This is a genomic window from Pseudomonas sp. SCB32 (genome assembly GCF_009189165.1).
Classification (GTDB): Bacteria; Pseudomonadota; Gammaproteobacteria; order Pseudomonadales; family Pseudomonadaceae; genus Pseudomonas.
The window spans coordinates 709,171-726,396 of the sequence record NZ_CP045118.1 but is presented as its reverse complement, the minus strand read 5'-3'; the positions used below and the strand labels follow the sequence as shown (position 1 = coordinate 726,396).

Annotated in this window: 17 protein-coding genes and 2 riboswitches; of the genes, 7 read left to right on the top strand and 10 right to left on the bottom strand. The window is 67.3% G+C overall.

From position 1 onward, the window contains the following. Positions 1-18 precede the first annotated feature (18 nt). Together mapR and GA645_RS03495 are read left to right on the top strand one after the other, a co-directional pair. Positions 19-1,428: a GntR family transcriptional regulator MpaR gene (mapR, locus tag GA645_RS03500; RefSeq protein WP_152227871.1), complete on the top strand. Its 1,410-nt coding sequence runs from the start codon at positions 19-21 to the stop codon at positions 1,426-1,428. A gap of 236 nt (positions 1,429-1,664) precedes the next feature. Continuing rightward, positions 1,665-2,096, top strand: coding sequence for a VOC family protein (locus GA645_RS03495; protein ID WP_152219973.1), 432 nt, complete (start codon positions 1,665-1,667; stop codon positions 2,094-2,096). Between the two features lie 5 nt (positions 2,097-2,101). On the opposite strand, the gene cobM is transcribed toward GA645_RS03495, so the two are convergent. From cobM to GA645_RS03475, 4 genes are all read right to left on the bottom strand, one after another. Beyond that, positions 2,102-2,848: a precorrin-4 C(11)-methyltransferase gene (cobM, locus tag GA645_RS03490; RefSeq protein ID WP_152219971.1), complete on the bottom strand. Its 747-nt coding sequence runs from the start codon at positions 2,846-2,848 to the stop codon at positions 2,102-2,104. Beyond that, positions 2,845-3,261, bottom strand: a complete 417-nt coding sequence (locus GA645_RS03485) for a cobalamin biosynthesis protein (protein ID WP_152219969.1) — start codon at positions 3,259-3,261, stop codon at positions 2,845-2,847. The genes cobM and GA645_RS03485 overlap by 4 nt, the downstream gene beginning before the upstream one ends. 76 nt (positions 3,262-3,337) lie before the next feature. Beyond that, complete coding sequence (locus GA645_RS03480; RefSeq protein WP_152219967.1) at positions 3,338-4,048, bottom strand: CbtA family protein; 711 nt, start codon at positions 4,046-4,048, stop codon at positions 3,338-3,340. 115 nt (positions 4,049-4,163) lie between these two features. Next, complete coding sequence (locus GA645_RS03475) at positions 4,164-4,352, bottom strand: CbtB-domain containing protein (RefSeq protein ID WP_152219965.1); 189 nt, start codon at positions 4,350-4,352, stop codon at positions 4,164-4,166. Between the two features lie 103 nt (positions 4,353-4,455). After that, a riboswitch (cobalamin riboswitch) is annotated at positions 4,456-4,671 on the bottom strand. 71 nt (positions 4,672-4,742) lie between these two features. Then, positions 4,743-4,938: riboswitch (cobalamin riboswitch) on the top strand. A gap of 232 nt (positions 4,939-5,170) precedes the next feature. On the opposite strand from GA645_RS03475, the gene cobW reads away from it, so the two are divergent. Together cobW and cobN are read left to right on the top strand one after the other, a co-directional pair. After that, positions 5,171-6,223, top strand: a complete 1,053-nt coding sequence (gene cobW / locus GA645_RS03470; RefSeq protein ID WP_152219963.1) for a cobalamin biosynthesis protein CobW — start codon at positions 5,171-5,173, stop codon at positions 6,221-6,223. Between the two features lie 61 nt (positions 6,224-6,284). After that, entirely contained in the window at positions 6,285-10,016 is a 3,732-nt protein-coding gene (gene cobN, locus GA645_RS03465) for a cobaltochelatase subunit CobN (RefSeq protein ID WP_152219961.1), read from the top strand. A 51-nt stretch (positions 10,017-10,067) separates the two neighbouring features. On the opposite strand, the gene GA645_RS03460 is transcribed toward cobN, so the two are convergent. The 3 genes from GA645_RS03460 to GA645_RS28940 form a co-directional block, all read right to left on the bottom strand. Further along, positions 10,068-10,481: a hypothetical protein gene (locus tag GA645_RS03460; protein ID WP_152219959.1), complete on the bottom strand. Its 414-nt coding sequence runs from the start codon at positions 10,479-10,481 to the stop codon at positions 10,068-10,070. A 198-nt stretch (positions 10,482-10,679) separates the two neighbouring features. Continuing rightward, entirely contained in the window at positions 10,680-11,777 is a 1,098-nt protein-coding gene (locus tag GA645_RS03455; protein WP_256676056.1) for a 3-deoxy-7-phosphoheptulonate synthase, read from the bottom strand. Between the two features lie 317 nt (positions 11,778-12,094). Continuing rightward, positions 12,095-12,229 carry a hypothetical protein gene (locus GA645_RS28940; RefSeq protein WP_256676055.1) on the bottom strand — a complete coding sequence of 45 codons (135 nt, stop codon included), beginning with the start codon at positions 12,227-12,229 and terminating at the stop codon, positions 12,095-12,097. Between the two features lie 155 nt (positions 12,230-12,384). Here GA645_RS28940 and GA645_RS03450 point away from each other — a divergent pair, with 155 nt between their 5' ends. The 3 genes from GA645_RS03450 to GA645_RS03440 all read left to right on the top strand — a co-directional run bounded on the left by GA645_RS03450 (position 12,385) and on the right by GA645_RS03440 (position 14,709). Next, entirely contained in the window at positions 12,385-13,398 is a 1,014-nt protein-coding gene (locus GA645_RS03450; protein ID WP_152219957.1) for an ATP-binding protein, read from the top strand. Continuing rightward, complete coding sequence (locus GA645_RS03445) at positions 13,380-14,057, top strand: VWA domain-containing protein (protein WP_256676159.1); 678 nt, start codon at positions 13,380-13,382, stop codon at positions 14,055-14,057. The genes GA645_RS03450 and GA645_RS03445 overlap by 19 nt, the downstream gene beginning before the upstream one ends. A 79-nt stretch (positions 14,058-14,136) precedes the next feature. Beyond that, positions 14,137-14,709 carry a hypothetical protein gene (locus tag GA645_RS03440; RefSeq protein WP_152219953.1) on the top strand — a complete coding sequence of 191 codons (573 nt, stop codon included), beginning with the start codon at positions 14,137-14,139 and terminating at the stop codon, positions 14,707-14,709. Positions 14,710-14,711: 2 nt separating this feature from the next. Here the strand turns inward: GA645_RS03440 and GA645_RS03435 are convergent, their stop codons facing one another. The 3 genes from GA645_RS03435 to GA645_RS03425 all read right to left on the bottom strand — a co-directional run bounded on the left by GA645_RS03435 (position 14,712) and on the right by GA645_RS03425 (position 17,226). Then, positions 14,712-15,335, bottom strand: a complete 624-nt coding sequence (locus GA645_RS03435) for a glutathione S-transferase family protein (protein WP_152219952.1) — start codon at positions 15,333-15,335, stop codon at positions 14,712-14,714. Positions 15,336-15,403: 68 nt separating this feature from the next. After that, positions 15,404-16,132 carry a cobalt-precorrin-6A reductase gene (locus GA645_RS03430; RefSeq protein WP_152219950.1) on the bottom strand — a complete coding sequence of 243 codons (729 nt, stop codon included), beginning with the start codon at positions 16,130-16,132 and terminating at the stop codon, positions 15,404-15,406. Next, on the bottom strand, positions 16,129-17,226 hold the full coding sequence (locus GA645_RS03425) for a cobalt-precorrin-5B (C(1))-methyltransferase (protein ID WP_152219948.1): 1,098 nt from the start codon (positions 17,224-17,226) through the stop codon (positions 16,129-16,131). Before GA645_RS03425 ends, GA645_RS03430 begins: the two co-directional genes overlap by 4 nt.

The following is a 17,226-nucleotide window of genomic DNA, read 5'->3' as shown; positions in this document are numbered from 1 at the left end:
GCCGCCGTGCAGGACAAGATGAAGCGCTACGAGAAATTCGCCGACGAGATCGCCGGCCTGATCCGCAGCGGCGTGCTCGCCCCCGGACAGAAGGTTCCCTCGGTGCGGCACGCCAGCCGCACCTACGGAGTCAGCGCTTCCACCGTATTCCAAGCCTATTACCTGCTGGAGGATCGCGGGCTGATCGTCGCCCGCGCGCGCTCCGGCTACTTCGTCCGCGAGCACGTGCAGCGCGCGCTGGCCGAGCCGGAAATCGCCCGTCACGACGCGCAGACCACCGAGGTGGACGTCAGCGAACTGGTGTTCTCGGTGCTCAGCTCCATCAAGGACCCGGACACCGTACCTTTCGGCTCCGCCTTCCCGGCACCGGAACTCTTCCCCCTGCCGCGCCTGGCACGCTCCATGGCCCACGCCGTGCGCGACATGGACCCGCGCGCCACGGTCTCCGACCTCGCGCCCGGCAGCCACGCCCTGCGCCGGCAGATCGCCCTGCGCTACATGGTCGGCGGCATGCCGCTGCCGGTGGAGGAGCTGGTAGTCACCAACGGCGCGCTGGAAGCGCTGAACCTGTGCCTGCAGGTGGTCACCCAGCCGGGCGATCTGGTGGCCATCGAGGCGCCGGCGTTCTATGCCAGCCTGCAGGTGCTCGAGCGCCTGAAACTGAAAGCGGTGGAAATCCCCGTGCACCCGCGCGAGGGCATCGACCTGGACGTGCTCGCCGATAGCCTGGCACGCCTGCCGATCAAGGCCTGCTGGTTCATGAGCAACTTCCAGAACCCGATGGGCGCCAGCATGGCCGAGGACAAGAAGCGCGCCCTCGCCGCCTTGCTGGCCCAGCACCAGGTGCCGCTGATCGAGGACGACGTCTACGCCGAGCTGTACTTCGCCGCCCAGGCGCCCAAGCCGGTGAAGGCCTACGACAGCGAAGGGCTGGTGATGCACTGCAGCTCCTTCTCCAAGAGCCTGGCGCCGGGCTACCGGGTCGGCTGGGTGGCCGGCGGGCGCTACGCCGAGCAGATCGAGCGGCTCAAGCTGATGACCAGCCTGTCGGCCTCGGTGCCGGCCCAGGCGGCCATCGCCGATTACCTGCAGCATGGCGGCTACGACCGCCACCTGCGCAAGCTGCGTCACGCGCTGGAAAGCCAGCAGCACGCGATGCTCGCCGCCGTGGCCCGGCACTTCCCCGCCGCCACCCGCGTCACCCGGCCCAGCGGCGGCTACTTCCTGTGGCTGGAACTGCCCGAGCACATCGACGCGCTCAAGCTGTTCCAGCTCGCCCTGGCCCAGGGCATCAGCCTGGCACCGGGGCCGATCTTCTCGGCCACCCGGCGCTTCGGCCACTGCCTGCGGTTGAACTATGGCCATCCGTGGACAGCGAGCAGCGAACAGGCCATGGAAACCCTCGGACGGATCATTCACTCGTTGTAGGGCAAGACGCCGGGACTGCTCCGCACATTCGGCAACGATCTGTACCTGTGCGGTGGTTTGTCGCAGGAATACCCTGTCAGGCGGAAACTGGACGAGGGAAGCAGCCATGGATGCGGAAGGCTTGAAGATCCTGCTCACGGTAATTGCGGCGCTAGGCGTGCACTGGGGCGTGCGTTGGTACCTGCGACGCGGAACGCTGCCGCGCTCGGATGAGTGGCGGGCGTGAGAACACCATCATGCTGAAGATGAATGCCCTGGTGCCGGAGCTGATCGTCTCGGACCTGCCGCGAAGCCTGCACTTCTACTGCGAGGTGCTCGGCTTCGCCATCGAGTACCAGCGCCCCGAGGACGGCTTCGCCTTTCTTTCCTTTGGCGACAGCCAGCTCATGCTGGAACAGGACTGGCACTCCGACTCGCCGTGGAGCGTGCGCCCGCTGGACCACCCGCTGGGGCGTGGGGTCAATTTCTCCATCCGCTGCCCCGACACACAGTCGCTGGTGAGCTCGCTGAACGAGGCGGGGCTCCCACTGCGCAAGCCCGTGGAGGAGCGCTGGTATCGGCAGAGCGAGCAGTTGTACGGGGAGCGCAACTTCCTCGTGCAGGACCCGGACGGCTACCTGCTGCGCTTCGCCCAGAGCCTCGGCACGCGGCCACTGTCGGCCGGGTAACCGCCCTACGGGCGATACAGATGCGCATGCCCCACGCTGTACAGCGACGAATCGGCAAAGCCCTCCGCCCCCAGCACCTTGCCCACCAGGATCAGCGCGGTACGCCGGAAGCCCTTCGCCTGCGCCTTGGGCAGGATGTCGCCAAGGGTGCCGGTAACCTGGTCCTGATCCGGCCAGCTGGCGCGATGGATCACCGCGATGGGACAGTCCGCTCCGTAGTGCGGTAGCAACTCCGCGACGATGGACTCCAACTGACCGACACCCAGGTGGATCGCCAGGGTCGCTCGGTGCTGCGCCAGTTCGGCAAGGGATTCGCCCTCGGGCATCCGCGTCTTGCTCGCATAGCGGGTGAGGATCAGCGTCTGCGAGATATCCGGCAGGGTCAGCTCGCAGCCGAGAATCGCCGCGCAGGCCGAAGTGGCGGTGACGCCGGGAATGATCTCGTAGGGAATGCCGCGCTCGCGCAGATGACGAATCTGCTCGCCGATGGCGCCATACAGTGACGGATCGCCCGAGTGCACGCGCGCCACGTCCTTGCCCTCGGCGTGGGCCTGCGCCAGCAGCGCGACGATCTCGTCCAGGTGCAGCTCGGCGGTATTCACGACGCGCTCGGCGCTGTGTCCTTCCAGCACCGCCGGCGGCACCAGCGAGCCGGCGTAGAGGATCACCGGGCAGGAGCGGATCAGCCGCTGGCCCTTGACCGTGATGAGTTCGGGATCGCCGGGGCCGGCGCCGATGAAAAAGACCGTCATGGCTGCTCCTGTTCGGATTCGACGGGGATGAAGGCCAACGCGCAGGTGGCGTGCTCGCTGCGGCGCTTGCCCACCAGCAGACGCGCCGGCGCGCCGCCCTGGGCTTCGGCCTGCAATAACGCGGCGGCTTCGGCGACGCTGGCGCTGCCGATGGCCGTGCGTACCGTCTCCGAGGGCTGGTCGAGGCGCTTCTCACAGGCCGCCAGTTGCTGTGGCGTGAACAGCGCCAGCGGCAGATCGAGCGCGGCGGCCAGGGCCGCCAGCCCTTCTTCGTCGGCTTTGAGCGTGGCACTGGCCAGCGCGGTGAGGCTCGACTCGTAGAGCCCGGCTTCGGCCAGCGTATCGCGCAGCAAGGCACGCAGTTCATCGAGCGGGCAGCCCCGGCGGCAACCTAGGCCGGCAACCAGCGTCATGGTCGCTCTCCTTGAAGATGAAAATAAAAACCCCGCAGGCGGCTGGGCCGGCTGCGGGGTCGAGCATAGCGATGAATCAGGCCGATGGCGCGAAGCGACGGAACAACCAGGCAGCGACCAGGCCCAGGGCCGCCCAGAACACCGCGTTGGTGACCAGCGAGGCAACGATGAACTCGTGGGCGAGGCTCTCCGGCGCGAGGCTGGAATGCACTTCAGGTTGTGGTGCGCCTATCACATGCGGCACCACCAGCAGCGCCAGGCCCACACCGCGCAGCAGCCAGTTGCGGCTGAACACCAGCAGCGCAAGGCCTGCTGCAGTGGAGGCGGCCGTGCCGATCCACCAGGTCTGCCGCAGGGCCAGATCCGCCGCGGCAGTACCGGGGACTTCCGGCGGTAGGCCGAGCGACGGCGCCAGGGTGAACACGGCAAAACCGGCCAGCCCCCAGAGCAAGCCTTCGGACGTCTTGCCCGGCTCACGCAGGGTGAACAGGCCGGCCAGCATCAGCGCGAAGCCCACTGCGACCACCAGGTTGCCGCCGGTGGTGGAGAGGATGCGCTGCCAGCCGTCTTCCGGCTCCCAGGCTTCTTGGTCGTGGTGATGGCCGGCGGCGGCGCCATCGGCGTGTTCGTGGCTGTGCTCCTCGACCAGCGTGGCGGCCGGCTCGGCTTTCTCGTAGGTTTCCGCCTTGAGAATCAGCGGGGACACCCACAACAGCTGGACCAGGGTCAGCACCAACGCCGCGATCAGGCCGGCGAAACCGGCGGTCTGGGCGATACGTTTGATCATTGCAGTTCTCCGATTTCCCGGGCCGCGTGTGGCAGGCAAAGCATTCCCGTGACCGCTTCGAACGAGCAGTCAGGGACGCCTCGACTCAGCCGCGTCTACACGCAGCCGGTACACATCAATGGCAGGGGAAGCCCGCGCTATGGCGAGTGTCATGCGCGGCGTTGTGCACCGCCTCCAGGTGCGAGAAACCGGCGAAGTACACCAGCAGCGCACCGAGCAGGCTGGCGCCGACGGCCAGGCTGATGCGCTTGGAAAGGGGGATGGAAGTGCTCGACGCCTGTTGCGCCAGGATGCTGCTGGACATGAACGTTCCCTCTGAAACTTGAGTAGAGAACGCAGAGGTTGAACGCATTCGAACGCGCCGGAATCGGCTGCGCCACGGCCTGCGCCCGCCCACCGCGGGTTTGCCAAAACGAAGGATTCCAGGCCGGTCTCCGGGCTTGCGATGTCGGCCGATGCGGCCGGGCGGGTCAGCCTTCCCATGCGCGAGCACAGTGGCTACCGATGACCCTTCAATCGCTTACCGTTGCGGGGGCAGCGCCGGACTGGTCCTTGCGGACGCACCGGCTTCCCGTTTCACCTCGCACACGACGGCGCGAGACACCTGAAACCGCGCTAGCTGACCACGAAGCCCCGCGAGCGTCAACCGCGCGGCAACCGATCCCCGGCGATTGACCGCCTCGCCATCGCTGCGTAGCCTTCTGCCCTTCGAGGTTCTCCGGCGCTGGCCGGAGCTAAGAGGGAACGTGGAAATCTTCGGATGCGCCACGGCTGCCCCCGCAACTGTGAACAGCCTGTCCTTTCACGAGCCACTGCCGACGACGGCGGGAAGGCGAAAGGACAATCAAGGGCTGTGAGCCAGGAGACCTGCCTCGTGACTGGTTTTCGATCTGCTGCGCGTCGGCATAACTGCGTTAAAAACCGGCTCGGGATGCTCATTTACTGACGTAAACTCCGCTCCCGCCCCGATTTTTGCCTTGTTCTGCTCTAGCTCGCGAGATCCGGAACCGGTTGGTTATCAACAGACAACCGGGCGGGGTGATCCGGTGGCGACCTTCGTTGCGCGGCGAACCCGCGCGCGCGCCCTTCATCCGCCTTCAAACTTTCGCTTGCGAGGCGCGCATGAAAACCCTGGCCAAACTCCCCGTCACCATCGTCACCGGCTTCCTCGGCGCCGGAAAGACCACCCTGCTCCGCCATATGCTCGACAACGCCGAAGGCCGCCGCATCGCGGTGATCGTCAACGAGTTCGGTGAGTTGGGCATCGACGGCGAAATCCTCAAGCAGTGCTCCATCGGTTGCAGCGAAGAAGAAGCGGTCGGCCGCGTCTTCGAACTGGCCAACGGCTGCCTGTGCTGCACCGTGCAGGAAGAATTCTTCCCGGTAATGCGCGAGCTGGTGGCGCGCCGTGGCGACCTCGACCAGATCCTCATCGAGACCTCCGGCCTGGCCCTGCCCAAGCCGCTGGTGCAGGCCTTCCAGTGGCCGGAAATCCGCAACGCCTGCACGGTGGATGCGGTGATCACCGTGGTCGACAGCCCGGCCGTGGCCGCCGGCACCTTCGCCGCCCATCCCGAGCAGGTGGACGAGCAGCGCAAGCAGGACCCGAACCTGGACCACGAATCGCCGCTGCACGAACTCTTCGAAGACCAGCTGGCCAGCGCCGACCTGGTAGTACTGAACAAGGCCGACCTGCTGGATGCCGAGGCACTGGCCCGAGTGCGCGCCGAAGTCGCCGAGGAGCTGCCGCCGGCGGTGAAAATCGTCGAAGCCAATTCCGGCCAGCTGCCGCTCTCGGTGCTGCTGGGCCTGAACGCCGAGGCCGAGCTGCACATCGACAGCCGCCCGACTCATCACGACCACGAAGGTCATGAAGAGCACGACCATGACGAGTTCGACTCCTTCCACGTCGACCTGCCGGAGGTGGAAGAGCGCGCCCTGCTCGATGCGCTGAACGCGCTGGTCGAGCGCCACGCCGTGCTGCGCATCAAGGGCTTCGTCGCCATCCCCGGCAAGCCCATGCGCCTGCTGGTACAGGGCGTCGGCAAGCGCTTCGACAAACACTTCGACCGGGCCTGGCGCAGCGACGAAACCCGCGGTACCCGCCTGGTGGTAATCGGCCAGGAACTGGACCAGGCCACCATCGCCAACGAGCTGCGTACCGCCCTGGCGTAACACAGCTTTTCGTAGGAGCGAGCTTGCTCGCTCCTACAAGAGCAATCTACCGAGCACGCCCATGCACCTGCTGCGCACCCAACCCGGCGGCTTCGTCCCCGACGACGGCATCGCCCACCTGGCCCAGACACCCGCCGAGCTGGTGATCCTCTGCAGCGGCGATTCGCACCTGGCGCTGCTCGCCGAGGCCGCCCGCGAGCTGCCGGAGAATTACCCGAGCCTGCGCCTGGCCAACCCCATGCAGCTGCAGAACCACGCCTCGGTAGACCTCTACGTCGACGAGGTGCTGCAGCACGCCAAGGTCATCCTGATCTCGGTGCACGGCGGCGTCGGTTACTGGCGCTACGGCATGGAGCAGCTGGCGGCGCTGGCCGAGCGTGGCGCCACGCTGATCGCGGTGCCTGGCGACGACAAGCCCGACCCCGAACTCACCGCCCTCTGCAGCGTCCCGCCGCAGGATACCGAGCGCCTCTGGCAGTACCTGCGTCAGGGTGGCATGGACAACGCCCGGCAGTTCTTCGCCTGTCTTGCCAACCGCCATCTGCAACGCGACTACGCCTGGAGCGAACCTCGGACACTGCCCCGAGTGGCGCTCTATCACCCCCAGCTCGGCAGCTGCGACCTCGCTCGCTGGCAGGCCGACTGGGCCCCCGAGTGCCCCGTCGCCGCGCTGCTGTTCTACCGCACGCACCTGCAAGCGGCGAACACCGGCTTCATCGACACCTTCTGCGAACGCCTGCGTGCCCATGGCATCAACCCGCTGCCCATCGCTGTGGCCAGCCTCAAGGAAATCGCCTGCCTGGACGCGGTGGAAGCCCTGCTCGATAGCGCCGACGCCGAGCTGATCATCAACGCCACCGGCTTCGCCCAGTCGAATCCGGAAGCGCCGCAAGACCGGCCATTCAAGCGCGACGTGCCGGTGCTGCAAGCTATCTGTTCGCTGGACAATCATGACCTCTGGCGCGCCAACCCGCAGGGCCTCGGCCCGCGCGACCTGGCCATGCACATCGCGCTGCCGGAGCTGGATGGCCGCATCATCACCCGGCCGATCAGCTTCAAGGGCCTGGCCTGGCGCAGCGAGCGCAGCCAGAGCGACGTGGTCTGCTACCTGCCGCATCTGCCGGGCATGGACTTCGTCGCCGAGCTGGCGCGGCGCTGGATGCTGCTGGCGCGCAAGGCCAATGCCGACAAGCGCGTGGCGCTGATCCTGGCGAACTACCCGACCCGTGACGGGCGCATCGGCAATGGGGTCGGCCTCGACACGCCGGCCGCCGCGCTGAACATCCTGCGCGCGCTGGAGACCCAGGGTTATCCTGTCGCCGGCCTGCCCGATTCCGGCACCGCGCTGATACAGCAACTGCTCGGCGGCGTCAGCAACGACCTCGATAGCCTTGACCTGCGCCCCTGCGCGCAGAGCCTGGCGCTGGACGACTACCTTGCCTGTTTCGCGCGCCTGCCCGAAGCCAACCAGCAAGCCGTGCGCGAACGCTGGGGCGCGCCGCAGCAGGACCCGATGTTCCGCAGCGGGCGGATTATGATCGCCGGCCTGCGCTTGGGCCTCGGCTTCGTCGGAATCCAGCCGGCGCGCGGCTACCAGCTCGACGCCGCGGCGATCTACCACGACCCGTCGTTGGTGCCACCCCACGGCTACCTCGCCTTCTACTTCTGGCTGCGCGAGGTGTTCGGCGCCGACGCAGTGATCCACGTCGGCAAGCACGGCAACCTCGAATGGCTGCCGGGCAAGGGCGTGGGGCTTTCCGAGGAATGCTGGCCGGACGCGATCCTCGGCGCGCTGCCGAATCTCTACCCGTTCATCGTCAACGATCCCGGCGAGGGCGCCCAGGCCAAGCGCCGCGCCCAGGCGGTGATCATCGACCACCTGATGCCGCCGCTGACCCGTGCGGAAAACTACGGCCCGCTGCGCGACCTCGAACGCCTGGCCGACGAGTACTACGACGCCTCCCTGCTCGACCCGCGCCGCGCCAGCGAACTGCGTGGCGACATCCTCGCACTGGTGCGCGAAACCTCGCTGGACCGCGAGCTGGGCTTGCAGCTGAGCGACGATCCGGAAAGCTGGCTGCCGCAGCTGGACGCCTACCTCTGCGACCTGAAGGAATCGCAGATTCGCGATGGGCTGCATGTATTTGGCGAATCCCCCGTGGGCGAGCTGCGCCGCGATACGCTGCTGTCGCTGGTGCGCATCCCGCGCGGCGATGGACGCGGTGGCAACGCCAGCCTGCTGCGCGCGATCAGCGAGGACCTGCAACTGGGTCGCGACCCGCTGGACGAGGCCTTTGCCGACCCCTGGGAAGGCCCGCGCCCCGCAGTGCTTCTCGCCGTAGGCGATGAGCCCTGGCGCAGCAATGGCGACACCCGCGAGCGCCTGGAGCTGCTCGCCCTGCGACTGATCGACGGCTCCGCCAGCGCGCCCGGAAGCGCCAGCGCGGCAGTCCTCACGCAACTTCACCAGCAGATCGCACCGACCCTGGATGCTTGCGGCGCCAGCGAAATCGGCCACCTGCTCGCCGGCCTCGACGGCCGCTTCGTTCCGCCCGGCCCCAGCGGCGCGCCCAGTCGCGGGCGGGTCGACGTGCTACCCACTGGGCGCAATTTCTTCACCGTGGACGTGCGCAACCTGCCCACACCCACCGCGTTCCGCCTCGGCTTCCAGTCCGCCAGCCGCCTGCTCGAACGCCACCTGCAGGACCACGGCGACCACCTGCGCCAGCTCGGCCTGTCGGTGTGGGGCACGGCGACCATGCGCACCGGCGGCGACGACATCGCCCAGGCACTCGCGCTGCTCGGCGTACGCCCGGTATGGCAGGCCGGCAGCCAGCGCGTGGAAGACTTCGAGATCCTGCCGGTCACCCTGCTCGACCGTCCGCGAGTGGACGTCACGCTGCGGGTTTCCGGCTTCTTCCGCGACGCCTTCGCCAACCTGATCCGCCTGTTCGACGCGGCCGTGCAGGCCGTCGCCGCGCTGGATGAACCGGACGATCAGAACCCGCTGGCCGCCCGTGTGCGTGCCGATCAGGCACGCCTGCTGAGCGAGGGTCTGGAAAGCGACGAGGCCCGCCGCCAGGCCGGCTGGCGCATCTTCGGTGCCCAGCCCGGCGCCTACGGCGCCGGCGTGCAGGGCGTGATCGAATCGCGCCAGTGGGACAGCCGGGCCGACCTCGCCGAGGCGTACCTGAACTGGGGCGGCTACGCCTACGGCGCCAGCGACGACGGCACGCCGGCGCGCGAACGCTTCGCCCAGCGCCTGTCCGGCCTGCAGGCGGTGCTGCACAACCAGGACAACCGCGAGCACGACATCCTCGATTCCAACGACTACTACCAGTTCCAGGGCGGCATGCTGGCCGCCGCCGAGGTTATCCAGGGCCAGTCGCTCTCCAGCTACCACGGCGACCACAGCCAGCCGGACAACCCGCGCATCCGCACCCTGAAGGAAGAACTCGGCCGCGTGGTGCGCGCCCGCGCGGTGAACCCGAAATGGATCGCCGGCATGAAGCGCCACGGCTACAAGGGCGCCTTCGAACTGGCCGCGACGGTGGACTACCTGTTCGCCTTCGACGCCACCAGCGAACTGGTGGACGACCACCAGTACCGCCTGCTGGCCGACGCCTACCTGCTGGACGACGACACCCGCGAGTTCATCCGCCAGCACAACCCCGAAGCCCTGCGCGACATCGCCGAACGCCTGGTGGAAGCGCAGCAGCGCGGGTTGTGGGAGGAGGCGGGAGAGTATCGGGAGGTGCTGGAGAATCTGCTGGTGGACAGCGAGGAGCAGTGAAGCGTCTTCCCCCCGCGATCATAGGTGCGGATTCATCCGCGATTGATGCCGTTACACGGCATCGCGGCCGGAGTCCGCTTCTACAGGGATATGCCCCAGGCCTGAAGCCAGGCGCCGCATCCATTCCTCTCTGAACAGGAACATGAAGGCTGCCAGCAAAGACGGCAACGCATATGCAAAACCAGCCATGCCCCAGAGACCAATCGCGACGCACACACAGAGCAACAGCAGGCTTCGGCACAGTCGCTTGGACAGGACGCTACCCAGAGCGTCAGCCCGGCGTATCAGGCAACGCAACGCAACCACCAACAGCGGAACGCCCAAGCCCGATACAGATGCGCAGACCAGCGGTTTATCTACCAGAAGCAACGCCACAATTGTCAGTGGCAGTGCCAGGCATATCACTGCGTAGCCGGCGAATACCGTTCGAACTCCCGCTCTGCACTCTTCCATCACGCTCAGCATCCATGTGAGTTGTAGGAGCGGATCTTATCCGCGAACGGGTGTTGCGCCATTACGTTCAGACAGAACGCCTGTAGGAGCGAGCTTGCTCGCGAACATTGCCCCGCTGCGGAGGCTGGTTCGCGAGCAAGCTCGCTCCTACGAAGAACCTTCGAGCGTAGGGCGTACAACCGTTCGCGGATGCACGCCGCCACATCGCAATCAACCGCGGCGCAGGCGCTCCGCCGCGTTCAACAGCAACGCCTCGGTGCCGCTCCAGCCCAGGCAGCCATCGGTGATCGACACGCCGTAGCGCAGCTCGCCGGACAGCGGCTGGCAGCCATCGAAGAGGTGACTTTCCAGCATCACGCCGCGCAGCGAAGCATCGCCGGCCAGGCGCTGGTCGAGCACGCTGTCCAGCACCGCCGGCTGGCGCAGCGGGTCCTTGCCGCTGTTGGCATGGCTGCAATCCACCATGATGCTCGGGTCGAGGCCGAGCTTCTCCAGCCCCTGGCGAATCTGCTGCACGCTGGCCGCATCGAAGTTCGGGCCGGCATGGCCGCCGCGCAGGACCAGATGAGTGTCCGGATTGCCCTGGGTCTGCACCAGCGACGGCCGCCCCAGCGCATCGATGCCGAAGTGCTGGTGCGGGTGCGCCGCCGAGCGCATGGCGTCGGTGGCGATGCCGATGCTGCCGTCGGTGCCGTTCTTGAAGCCCACCGGCAGGTCGAGACCGCTGACCATCTCGCGGTGCACCTGGGATTCGCTGGTGCGCGCGCCGATGGCGGCCCAACCCAGCAGGTCGTCGAAGTAGCCGGCCACCAGCGGTTGCAGCAGTTCGGTGGCGACCGGCAGGCCCCGTTCGAGCATGCCCAGCATCAGCCGGCGCGACAGTTCGAGGCCGCCGGCCATGTCGCCAGTGCCATCCAACTGCGGGTCGTAGACCAGGCCTTTCCAACCAATGGTGGTGCGCGGTTTCTCGACGTATGCGCGCATCACCAGCAGCAGCTGGTCGCTCACCTGCGGAGCGAGTTCGGCGAGGCGGTCGGCGTATTCGAGGGCGGAGACAGGGTCGTGCAGCGAGCACGGGCCGATCACCACCAGCAGGCGCGGGTCGCGGCCGTCGAGTACGGCGCGGATGGCGTCACGACCTTCGCGGACGCGGTGGGCCATGGCGGCGGACAGCGGCAGGCGCTGGCGCAGTTCGGCGGGGCTCGGCAGCGGTTGTTCGCGGCGGCGAGCGGAGGGCAGCGGCAGGTCCAGGACTTCGGCGGACTGCTGGATATCGTTGCGGATCAGGGTGGAGGTGGAAGCATTCATCTGACTGGCATCCTTGGCCGGCGCGGTGGTCTTTCCGCGCTCGGCGCTCTATCTAAGTGTTCGTGGCAAGGCTCGTTGGGTGGCACGCAGCGCGCTGCTAAATCGCCAGTCGGAGTTGCGGTAATAACGGTAATAGGTGGTGTAGGCGGTCATGTTTCGATCCTCGTGTGAGCCTGTGATAGGTCGGCCCAATTCAATTCGTCAGCAATGGGTTGGCCTTGTGGGCCGGAAAAACAAAAACCCCGGTCGGGTTGCCGACCGGGGTTTCGTGAATCTGTCTGGTTGGCGACCCTGCTTGCTAGGGCGCCTGTGGGGTATCAGGCGCGCCTTTGGCTAAACCAATACCCATAGAAGAAATAGCCGGCAGCAGCGGCCAGAACCTGCGCGCGAGCAGCCACGGAGCCGATGGCACCGTGGCGGGCGAGGGACTGGATGGACAGGCTGGACGGCATGATGTTCTCCGTGGAATGGGGCCCAACTTACTGCATCGCGGCGCGCCGATCAATGACTTGGCTCTATGGCTCCGATAAGAGACGCGATGGATGCAGGTCGCATGTCCTGCACCCGGTTCGCTACCATGCACAGACGAAATCCGCAGGAAATCCCCATGAGCGCCCTTCCCCATTTCCCACTGGCCGCCGTCGTCGGCGCCGATGAGCTGAAGCTGGCCCTGTGCCTGGCGGCCATCGACCCCGCCATTGGCGGCGTGCTGATCGAAGGACCACGCGGCATGGCCAAGTCCACCCTGGCGCGCGGCGTGGCCGACCTGCTGGACGGCGGACGCTTCGTCACCCTGCCGCTGGGCGCCAGCGAGGAACGCATCGTCGGCACGCTCGACCTGGACGCCGCACTGGGCGAGGGCCGCGCGCAGTTCTCCCCCGGCGTGCTGGCCCACGCCCACGGCGGCGTGCTCTATGTGGATGAAGTGAACCTGCTGCCCGACCACCTCGTCGACCTGCTGCTCGACGTGGCCGCCAGCGGGGTCAACCTGATCGAGCGCGACGGCCTGTCCCACAGCCATCCGGCGCGCTTCGTACTGATCGGCACGATGAACCCCGAGGAAGGCGAATTGCGCCCGCAACTGCTGGATCGCTTCGGCCTCAAGGTGCAACTGGAAGGCACCCCGGCGCCGACCGAGCGCGCCGAGATCGTCCGCCGCCGGCTGGCCTTCGATGCCGATCCGCAGGCCTTCCTCGATCAGTGGCAAGGCGCGCAACTGGCCCTGCAGCAGCGCTGCGCCGAGGCACGCCAGCGACTCGCAGCGATTCCGCTGGATGACACGGCGCTGAATGAAATTGCCGAGCGCTGCCATGCCGCCGGCGTCGACGGCCTGCGCGCCGACCTGGTCTGGCTGCGCGCGGCCCGCGCCCATGCCGCCTGGCGTGGCGCCAGCGCCATCGAAGCGCAGGACATCGACGCGGTGGAGCACTTCGCCCTGACCCATCGCCGGCGCCATGCGCCGCCGCAACAGAATGCGCAGCCGCAACCGCCGCAGACATCCAGCCAGTCGCCGCAACAGTCCGGCGCCTCCAATGGCGAAGGCCAGTGGGGCGAGCTACCCGCCCAGAGCGTCGCCATGGGCGAACGCCGGCAACTGACGGGCTGGCCAAAAAAGCCCTGAGCATCCGCCCGCGCCCGGCCCCCGGCGCGGATGCCAACCCCCGACCCGGCCTGCTCGCCAGCGGCCACAACGGCGCCCGCCAACAGGGTGCGCACGGCCGCATCGACTGGCCCGCCACCCTGCGCAACGGCCGCCCGCAACGCCGCGCGGACCTGCTACTGCGCGCCCGCAGCCGCAAACCCGGCGAGCTCTGGCTGGTGATAGTCGACGCCTCCGCCAGCACCCGCCGTCACGGCGCCCTCGCCCAGGCGAAGGGACTGCTTGCCGATACCTTCGAACAGGCCTATCGCCAACGCGCGCGCCTCGCCGTGCTGCACGCTACCGGCGCGCAACCGCGTTGGCTGTGGCAGGGGCAGAAGGCCTCGACGCAGTTGCAGGACTGGCTGGAACAACTCGGCGCGGGCGGCGGCACGCCGCTGATCGAGGCACTGCAGCAAGCGCGCGACTGGCTGGAAAAACGCCAACGGCAGAAGCCGGGTGAGCATCAGCGACTGCTGGTCATCACCGACGGCCGCCTGCGCGACTGGCCTGCGCTGCTGCCCCTGCCCTGTCCAGGCGTGCTGGTAGACATCGAGGGAGGCGCAGTGAAGCTGGGGCGGGCGCGGAAGCTGGCGGAAGAACTGCAGGCGGAATATTGTCGAATTTGCGAACTGCCCTGATCCGGCCCGTTTGCCGAACGGCACAATGTGGCTAGAGTGCGTCGATAAAAATCCACCCAGAGTTCAAGGAACGAACTTCATGCAAGCTCGCACTCTTCTGCTGATCGTCCTGATCGCCGCACTAGGCTATTTCGGCTATGACCGCTATCGCACCAATGAGGCCAGGGGGCCGGAGTTCGAGGAATCGCCGGACCAGCTCACCGACCTCTCGCTGAGCGAGGTCAAGCGGCGCTACGAGGCGCAGGGCTATCGCCTCAAGTGCTACGGCGACCTGCAACGCAACGAGCGGATCAGCGATGACGATTATCTCTGCCTGGCGCCGATCCGTTCTGCCTTCGACGATGTCCCTGCCAGCCTGGTGGTGTTCTTCTTCAAGGAAGAGCGCCTGCGCCACGTTCGCTTCGAGTTTCCGGCCAGCTCCTTCACGCCACTGCAGGACTACATGAGCCAGAAGCTGCAGAACGCCACGCAGCTGGACGGAAATCGACTCTACCACTTCGGCCTCGACCCTTCGGGCAATAACCTGGTGGTCTGGGCTACACAGCATGGCCTGCTCACCACCACGGCAACCAACCTGTCCAATGAGTCGGTGATTCTCCTGTGGAGTGGTAAGGACAACTTCCCCGTGACGAGCGACTGGCCGGAGAGTTGAGTTCAGGGCTCCCCATTACGCCCATGCAACAGGAATCCCGACCGCTCGCTCAGCCGCTCGTAGTAGGCCGTGACAGCGGGTAGATCGGGACGCTGCATCGGCGTCAGGTACCAGCGGTTCACCGACAGGCCAATGACGATGTCGGCAAGTGTGAAGCACTCGCCGGCAACGTAGGCGCCTGTGTTCTGCAACTGCTGGTCGAGGATCGACATGCAGTGGTTCCACTGTGCCTCGCTCAGGGCGATTGCAGACTCGTCAGTGTGGCTCGGGCTATTGCGCACCCTGGCCGTGAACGCATAGCGCCAGGCGTTGTTCAGCTCGGTGGCCTGCCAACCCATCCACTGCTCCACCCGCGCTCGCTCGCGCGAAGCAGTCGGCATCAGATCGTTGCGTGGGTATTGGCCGGCCAGATAGCCGCAGATGGCGTTGGACTCCCAGAGCACGAAGTCGCCATCGACGAGGACCGGCACCATGGCGTTGGGGTTGAGTGCGATGAACTCCGCCGAAGCAGTGGAACGGAAGCCCGTACCCCAGTCTTCCCGCTCGTACGGCAGGTTCAATTCGGCGCAGGTCCAGAGCACCTTGCGCACGTTGATCGAAGAGGCGCGTCCGAGGATTCGCAGCATGGCTCACTCCCTGTGATGACCGGCCCAGCATAGGGCCGACTGCACGATGGAGAAAGCATCGTGCACCATCAGTCGCTTAGCAGTGGCTCCAGGGCCATCCACAACGCCTCGGCGCTTTCGAATGCCCGCGTCACCTCCGGCAATGGCGGCCGCGCCAGGATCAGCACCGGCACGCCGAGCTCGCGGGCGACCTGCAGCTTGGGCTCGGTAGCCTGGCTGCCGCTGTTCTTGCTGACCAGCACGTCGGTGTCCAGTCGGGCGAACAGCTCGCGCTCGCCGTCGAGGGTGAAGGGCCCACGTGCGCCCAGGACCTCGGCGCGCGCATTACCCGGCAGGCTTTGCAGGCAGCGCACGGTCCAGTGCTGATGTGCGGGAATCTCGTCGAGATGCTCCAGCGGTTCTCGACCGAGGGTGAACAGGGGGCGTCGGAACTGTTCCAGAGCAACGCTCAGCGCCGGCCAGTCGGCCACCTCGCGCCAGTCGTCTGCTGCGCCCGCCTGCCAGCCCGGGCGACGCAGCGCCCAGCAGGGCACGCCGGCCAGCTGCGCAGCGCGGGCAGCGTTGTGGCTGATCTGCGCGGCATAGGGGTGCGTGGCATCGAGCAGCAGGTCGAAGCCCTGCTCCCGGATGAAAGCGGCCAGACCTTCCGCGCCGCCATAGCCGCCGACGCGCACTTCACAGGCCAGGTCATCCGGCACCTTGCCCAGTCCGGCAAGACTGTAGAGATGCTGCGGACCGAGGCGCCGCGCGAGGGCCAGTGCCTCGCCAATGCCTCCCAGCAGCAGGACGCGTGTCATCGATCCTCCAGCGCCTCGCCCACCAGGTTGCCCTGGCGGTCGATGGCAAAGACTTCCAACCGCACCTCGGTCGGCACGATGCGCCGGGCGACGGCCAGCGCGCGGGCGCAAATGGCGTCGCCCAAGGGGATGCCTTCGGCGCGGCACAGCGCCAGGGCCTGCTGGCTGGTGTTGGCTTCGCGCATGCGCTGTTGCAGGTCCGCCGACGCGCCGATCTCCGCGGCCCATTCGGCCAGTTGCGGCAGGTCGATGCTGGAATGGCGGCTGTGCAGGTCCATGTGGCCGGCGGCGAGCTTGCTGATCTTGCCGAAGCCGCCGCAGACGCTGAAGCGCTCCACCGGCGCCTTGCGCAGGTGCTTGAGGGCCGCGCCGACGAAGTCGCCCATCTCGATCAGCGCGGTGTCGTCGAAGCCGTAGCGACGGCGCATGGCGTCCTCGCTGGCGTTGCCGGTGCAAGCGGCGAGATGACTGAAACCATTGGCGCGGGCAACATCGATGCCCTGCTGGATAGACGCGATGTAGGCCGAACAGGAGAACGGCCGGACGATGCCGGTGGTGCCGAGAATCGACAGTCCGCCGAGAATCCCCAGGCGCGGATTCATGGTCTTCAGCGCCAACTCGGCGCCGCCCTCGACGTTGATCGTGACCTCGAAGCCGCCGCCATAGCCGCACTCGGCGGCCAGCGTGGCGAGGTTGTCCTGCATCATCTGGCGAGGCACCGGGTTGATCGCCGGCTCGCCCACCGCGAGCACCAGACCGGGCTTGGTCACGGTGCCGACACCTTCACCGGCATGGAAGCGCACACCTGGTTCGGCGCTCAGGACGACACGGGCGAAGACCAGCGCCCCATGGGTCACGTCCGGGTCGTCGCCGGCATCCTTCAGCGTGCCCGCTTCCGCCCCATCGGCGGTCAGCCGGCAGAACTCCAGGCGCAGGGTGGCGATGCGCGCCCTGGGCAAGGCGATCTGCGCCGCGTCGCAGGCCTCGCCGGTCAGCAGCAGACGCGCCGCCGCAAGGCTGGTGGCGGTGGCGCAGCTGCCGGTGGTGTAGCCGCTGCGCAGCGGACGGGGCTCTTCGGGGGTTTCGTCACGCAT